The organism is Streptomyces sp. NPDC093260 (assembly GCF_040683715.1).
Lineage (GTDB): Bacteria > Actinomycetota > Actinomycetes > Streptomycetales > Streptomycetaceae > Streptomyces > Streptomyces sennicomposti.
Window position 1 is genome coordinate 284,287 of sequence record NZ_JBFBEK010000007.1, and the last position, 6,225, is coordinate 290,511.

Here is a 6,225-nt window from a genome sequence, read left to right on the forward strand (position 1 = left end):
GCGCGGGTCAGTACGAGGAACCGGAGGCGCCGAGCGAGCCCGTCGGGTGCCAGACCGTCTTCGTCTCCAGGAACGCCGTCATCCGGTCGGTGCCCGGCGTCGCCGTCCAGTCGTCCACAGGCTGTGGACGCAGCACGCGCTTGAGGTTGTCGGCCGCCGCGATCTCCAGCTCCTTCGCCAGCGCCTCGTCGGCGCCCGCGAGGTCGATCGCGTTGACGTCCTGGTGCGCGGCCAGCGGCGCCGCGATCTCCGCCGTACGGCCGGACAGGACGTTGACCACGCCACCGGGCACGTCCGAGGTGGCCAGCACCTCGCCGAGGGAGAGGGCGGGCAGCGGGGCCTTCTCGCAGGCCACGACGACCGCCGTGTTGCCGGTCGCGATCACCGGGGCGACGACGGAGACCAGGCCGAGGAAGGACGACTCCTGCGGGGCCAGCACCGCCACCACACCGGTCGGCTCGGGCGAGGACAGGTTGAAGAACGGGCCCGCGACCGGGTTGGCGCCGCCGGTCACCTGCGCGATCTTGTCCGTCCAGCCCGCGTACCAGACCCAGCGGTCGATCGTCGCGTCCACCTGCTCGGCGGCCTTGGACTTCGACAGGCCCTCCGCGTCGGCGACCTCGCGGACGAACTGCGCCCTGCGGCCCTCCAGCATCTCCGCGACGCGGTAGAGGACCTGGCCCCGGTTGTACGCCGTCGCGCCGGACCAGCCGCCGAACGCCTTGCGGGCGGCCACGACCGCGTCGCGGGCGTCCTTGCGGGAGGACTGCGGTGCGTTGGCCAGCCAGTTGCCCTTCGAGTCCGTCACCTCGTACACCCGGCCGCTCTCGGAACGCGGGAACTTCCCGCCGACGTACAGCTTGTAGGTCTTGAAGACAGAAAGTCGCTCAGACATCGAGGTACGCCTCCAGGCCGTGGCGGCCGCCCTCGCGGCCGAAGCCCGACTCCTTGTACCCGCCGAACGGCGAGGCCGGGTCGAACTTGTTGAACGTGTTGGACCAGATCACGCCCGCGCGCAGCTTGCCCGCGACGGCGAGGATCCTCGACCCCTTCTCGGTCCAGATGCCGGCGCTCAGGCCGTACTGGGTGTTGTTGGCCTTGGCGACCGCCTCGTCCGGAGTGCGGAAGGTGAGCACCGACAGCACCGGGCCGAAGATCTCGTCCCGGGCGATGGTGTGCGCCTGGGTGACGTTCGTGAACAGCGTCGGCGCGAACCAGTAGCCCGATGTGGGCAGTTCGCACGCCGGCGACCAGCGCTCGGCGCCCTCCGCCTCGCCCCGGTCGGCGAGCGCGGTGATCCGGGCCAGCTGCTCGGCGGAGTTGATCGCGCCGATGTCGGTGTTCTTGTCCAGCGGGTCGCCCAGGCGCAGCGTGCCCAGGCGGCGCTTGAGGGAGTCCAGCAGCTCGTCGTGGACCGACTCCTGGACCAGCAGCCGCGAGCCCGCGCAGCACACCTGGCCCTGGTTGAAGAAGATGCCGGTCACGATGCCCTCGACGGCCTGGTCGATCGGGGCGTCGTCGAAGACGATGTTGGCGCCCTTGCCGCCCAGCTCCAGGGTGAGCTTCTTGTCCGTGCCCGCGACCGTGCGGGCGATCTCCTTGCCGACGGCCGTGGAGCCGGTGAACGCCACCTTGTTCACGTCCGGGTGCGCCACCAGCGCCGCGCCCGCGTCGCCGTAGCCCGGGAGGATGTTGACGACACCCTTCGGGAGGCCGGCCTGGCGGCAGATGTCCGCGAAGAACAGGGCGGAGAGGGGCGTCGTCTCGGCGGGCTTCAGGACGACCGTGTTGCCGGTCGCGAGAGCCGGGGCGATCTTCCACGCCAGCATCAGCAGCGGGAAGTTCCACGGGATGACCTGGCCGGCCACGCCCAGCGGACGCGGGTTCGCGCCGAAGCCGGCGTGGTCGAGCTTGTCCGCCCAGCCCGCGTAGTAGAAGAAGTGCGCCGCGACCAGCGGGAGGTCCGCGTCGCGGGTCTCCTTGATCGGCTTGCCGTTGTCCAGCGTCTCCAGCACCGCCAGCTCACGGCTGCGCTCCTGGATGATCCGCGCGATGCGGAACAGGTACTTCGCGCGCTCCGAGCCGGGCAGCGCCGACCAGGCGGCGAACGCCTCGCGGGCCGCGCGCACCGCGCGGTCCACGTCCGCCTCGCCCGCCTGCGCGACCTCGGACAGCACCTCCTCGGTGCTGGGGGAGACGGTCTTGAAGACCTTGCCGTCGGCCGCCTCGGTGAACTCGCCGTCGATGAACAGCCCGTACGAGGGCGCGATGTCGACGACCGCGCGGGACTCGGGGGCGGGTGCGTACTCAAAAGCCATGGGGGATCAGTCCACCGTCACGTAGTCGGGACCGGAGTAGCGGCCGGTGGCCAGCTTCTGCCGCTGCATCAGCAGGTCGTTCAGCAGCGAGGAGGCGCCGAAGCGGAACCAGTGGTTGTCCAGCCAGTCCTCGCCCGCGGTCTCGTTGACCAGGACCAGGAACTTGATCGCGTCCTTGCTGGTCCGGATGCCGCCGGCCGGCTTCACACCCACCTGGACGCCGGTCTGGGCGCGGAAGTCGCGCACCGCCTCCAGCATCAGCAGGGTGTTGGCGGGGGTCGCGTTGACGGCGACCTTGCCGGTGGAGGTCTTGATGAAGTCCGCCCCGGCGAGCATGCCGAGCCAGGAGGCGCGGCGGATGTTGTCGTACGTCGACAGCTCGCCGGTCTCGAAGATGACCTTCAGCCGGGCGCTCGTGCCGCAGGCCTCCTTCACGGCGACGATCTCGTCGTACACCTTGAGGTACCGGCCGGCCAGGAACGCGCCGCGGTCGATGACCATGTCGATCTCGTCCGCGCCGGCGGCGACGGCCTCGCGCACGTCCGCCAGCTTGACGTCGAGGGCCGCGCGGCCCGCCGGGAAGGCGGTGGCCACCGAGGCGACCTTCACGCCGGAGCCGGCGACGGCCTCCTTGGCGACGGCCACCATGTCGGGGTAGACGCAGACGGCGGCCGTGGTGGGCGTGGTGCGGTCCGTGGGGTCCGGGTGCACCGCCTTGGCGCCGAGCGCCCGGACCTTGCCCGGGGTGTCCGCGCCTTCCAGCGTCGTCAGGTCGACCATCGAGATGGCGAGGTCGATGGCGTACGCCTTCGCGGTGGTCTTGATGGAACGGGTGCCGAGGGCGGCGGCGCGCGCCTCCAGGCCGACCGCGTCCACGCCGGGCAGCCCGTGCAGGAAGCGGCGCAGCGAGCTGTCGGACGCCGTGACGTCGGCCAGGGCCGGTGCGGTGAGGGTGGTGGGCATGGTCACCAGGTGAGCATATCTACGCGCGTAGCGGCTGTACAGCCCCTGGGGTGAGACGGGGTGCGGTGGGGCGGGACGGGGTGGGGAGGGGCGAGCTTCGGGGGTGGGTGCGGTGTGCGGGCCGGTGCCGGTTCCGGAGCTGGTGCGCGGTGTGCGGTGGGGGCGGTGCGGCACGGTGGGCGGGCGCGATCCGGTGCGTGTCGTGCGGTGGGACGGTGCGGCGGGGTGGGTGGGTGTGCGGTGGTGCGGCGGGGGCGTGCAGAATCGGGACCATGACGACGCCCGCGCACGAGCCCCCCGCCCCCGAGTACAAGGACCGGGTCAACCGGTCGACCGGAGGTGTCGTCGGCGGCGTCGTGCTGCTCGCCCTCGTCCTGTGGCTCGGCTTCGACGCCATGGTCACCGGCGGCGGCCGCACCCCCTGGCTCGCGCTCGCCGGGATGATCCTCGCGGTGCCGCTCGTCGTCGCCTTCACCCTGCGCCCCGCCGTGCACGTCAACTCCGACCGGCTGCGCGTGCGCAACCCGTTCCGTCTGATCGTGCTGCCCTGGGGGCAGATCGCCGCCCTGCGCTCCGGGTACTCCAACGAGGTCCTCACCAAGTCCGGCGACAAGTACCAGATGTGGGCCGTGCCGGTCTCCCTGCGGGCGCGCAAGCGGGCCGCCCGGCAGGAGGCGCGGGCCGCCGCCGCGGGCGAGCGCGGTACGGGGGCCGTCGGTCTCGGGGGCCGGGGCGGTGTGCTCGGGCGCACCGGCAGCACCCGCGGGCTGAGCGGGGGCGGCTTTGCCGGGGAGCCCATCAGGGCCGAGGGCGACCAGTTCATGGCCGATCTGCGCGAGCTGCACGAGGCACGCGAGGACGCGGAGAGCGCGCAGGGCGAGGTGACCGTGCGGTGGGCCTACGAGATCCTCGGGCCCGCTGTGGCCGGGATGCTCGTGCTGGTCGTTCTGTTGGTGATCGGCTGAGGTGAGCCCCGGGGGCGGGCGGGTGTTCCGGGCGCCTGCCCCGGCGGGTGGCTGAGCTGTGTGGGGAACCGCGCTGCGGGGCGCGCCTGCCCTTGTGCGGGTGGGCTGAGCTGCGGGGGCGGACGCGGGCAGCGCGCCCGCCCCCCACAGGGTCAGATGCCCAGTGCCGTCGACAGGTCCCTCTTGATCGCCGACAGCAGGGTCGTCGCCTTCTCGTGTGCCGGGGCCAGGTCCGCCCGGGTGGGTACGGGGACCACGACCTCCAGGTAGCACTTCAGCTTCGGCTCCGTGCCCGACGGGCGGACGATCACCCGGGCGCCGTCCAGCGTGTAGCGCAGGCCGTCCGTCGGCGGGAGCGTGTCCGTGCCCTGCGTCAGGTCCTCGGTCCGGGTGACCGTCAGGCCCGCCAGCTCCGTCGGGGGCCGCTCGCGCAGACGGCGCATCGCGTCCGCGATCAGGGACAGGTCCTCCACACGGACCGAGAGCTGGTCCGTGGCGTGCAGGCCGTGCTCCACGGCAAGGTCGTCGAGGAGGTCGGGCAGCGTACGGCCCTCCTCCTTGAGCTGCGACGCCAGCTCCGTGATCAGCAGCGCGGCGGTGACGCCGTCCTTGTCGCGTACGCCCTCCGGGTCCACGCAGTAGCCGAGGGCCTCCTCGTAGCCGTAGCGCAGGCCCTCGACGCGGGCGATCCACTTGAAGCCCGTCAGGGTCTCCTCGTGCGGCAGGCCCGCCTTCCCGGCGATGCTGCCGAGCAGGGACGACGACACGATCGACTCCGCGAACGTGCCGCGCGCGCCGCGGGTCACCAGGTGGGCGGCGAGCAGCGCGCCGACCTCGTCGCCGCGGAGCATGCGCCAGTCGGCGCCGTCCCTGACGGCCACCGCGCAGCGGTCCGCGTCCGGGTCGTTCGCGATGACCAGGTCCGGGTCCGTCTCCCGGGCCTTCGCGAACGCCAGGTCCATCGCGCCGGGCTCCTCCGGGTTGGGGAACGCGACCGTCGGGAAGTCCGGGTCCGGCTCGGCCTGCTCGGCGACGAGGACCGGCTCCGGGAAGCCGGCGCGCGCGAAGGCGGCGAGGAGGGTGTCCTTGCCGACGCCGTGCATCGCCGTGTAGACGGTGCGGGCGGTGCGCGGGGAGTCCGCGGCGAGGACCGCGTCCGTACGGGCCAGGTAGGCGTCCAGGACGTCGTCGCCGAGGGTCTCCCAGCCGGAGTCCGGGCGGGGGACCGCGGTGAGGGTGGTGATCGCGTCGATCTCGGCCGCGATCTCCGCGTCGGCGGGCGGGACGATCTGGGAGCCGTCGCCCAGGTACACCTTGTAGCCGTTGTCGCGGGGCGGGTTGTGGCTGGCCGTGACCTCCACGCCGGCGACCGCGCCGAGGTGCCGGATGGCGAAGGCCAGGACCGGGGTGGGGAGAGGTCGGGGCAGTACGGCGGCGCGCAGGCCGGCGCCGGTCATCACGGCGGCGGTGTCGCGGGCGAAGTCCGCGGACTTGTGGCGGGCGTCGTAGCCGATGACGACGAGACCGGCCGTGCCGTCGCCGTGGGGGACGCCCTGCTTCTTGAGGTACGCGGCGAGGCCGGCGGCGGCGCGGATGACGACGGAGCGGTTCATGCGCAGGGGGCCGGCGCCGAGTTCGCCCCGGAGGCCGGCGGTGCCGAACTGGAGGGTGCCGGCGAAGCGGGCTTCGAGTTCCTTGGTGGCGTTCGCCTCGATGAGGGCGGCGAGTTCCGCGCGGGTGTCCGCGTCGGGGTCCTCGGCGAGCCATGCCTTGGCCCGTGCGATGAGGTCGTCGTGCACGATTGCGTCAGCCTCTCGTGTGGTGGTGCGGTGCCGGTGGGGGGCGGTGCTGGTTCGGTGCCGGGGGTGCGTCGGGGGGCGCCGGGGGGCGGGGCCGTGGTGGTACGTCCAGCCCGCCGCCCACGGACATGGGGTGGGGAGTTCCGTTCGCGGGCGGAGGAGGGACCGCAGTACGCGGCG

Annotated in this window: 5 protein-coding genes; 1 reads left to right on the top strand and 4 read right to left on the bottom strand. The window is 72.9% G+C overall.

Annotation, left to right across the window (positions count from 1 at the left end; translation table 11 throughout):
- Positions 1-7: 7 nt before the first annotated feature.
- The 3 genes from AB0N63_RS12195 to deoC are packed head-to-tail and all read right to left on the bottom strand — an operon-like array spanning position 8 to position 3,281.
- Entirely contained in the window at positions 8-895 is an 888-nt protein-coding gene (locus AB0N63_RS12195; protein ID WP_365527575.1) for an aldehyde dehydrogenase family protein, read from the bottom strand.
- A complete protein-coding gene (locus AB0N63_RS12200; protein ID WP_365527578.1) occupies positions 888-2,318 on the bottom strand; it encodes an aldehyde dehydrogenase family protein in 1,431 nt (476 codons plus the stop codon). The genes AB0N63_RS12195 and AB0N63_RS12200 overlap by 8 nt, the downstream gene beginning before the upstream one ends.
- A gap of 6 nt (positions 2,319-2,324) precedes the next feature.
- The gene (gene deoC, locus AB0N63_RS12205; protein WP_365527636.1) at positions 2,325-3,281 is read right to left on the bottom strand and encodes a deoxyribose-phosphate aldolase; all 957 of its coding nucleotides are present in this window, start codon (positions 3,279-3,281) and stop codon (positions 2,325-2,327) included.
- Between the two features lie 272 nt (positions 3,282-3,553).
- Between deoC and AB0N63_RS12210 the strand changes: the two genes are divergently transcribed.
- Positions 3,554-4,246, top strand: coding sequence for a PH domain-containing protein (locus AB0N63_RS12210; RefSeq protein ID WP_365527581.1), 693 nt, complete (start codon positions 3,554-3,556; stop codon positions 4,244-4,246).
- Positions 4,247-4,398: 152 nt separating this feature from the next.
- Here the strand turns inward: AB0N63_RS12210 and AB0N63_RS12215 are convergent, their stop codons facing one another.
- Positions 4,399-6,045, bottom strand: a complete 1,647-nt coding sequence (locus AB0N63_RS12215) for a phospho-sugar mutase (RefSeq protein WP_365527584.1) — start codon at positions 6,043-6,045, stop codon at positions 4,399-4,401.
- Positions 6,046-6,225: the final 180 nt, after the last annotated feature.

Coding starts and splice junctions, on each gene's coding strand:
- AB0N63_RS12195 (WP_365527575.1), bottom strand. CDS start 895: ATGTCTGAGCGACTTTCTGTCTTCAAGACCTACAAGCTGTACGTCGGC.
- AB0N63_RS12200 (WP_365527578.1), bottom strand. CDS start 2,318: ATGGCTTTTGAGTACGCACCCGCCCCCGAGTCCCGCGCGGTCGTCGAC.
- deoC (WP_365527636.1), bottom strand. CDS start 3,281: ATGCCCACCACCCTCACCGCACCGGCCCTGGCCGACGTCACGGCGTCC.
- AB0N63_RS12210 (WP_365527581.1), top strand. CDS start 3,554: ATGACGACGCCCGCGCACGAGCCCCCCGCCCCCGAGTACAAGGACCGG.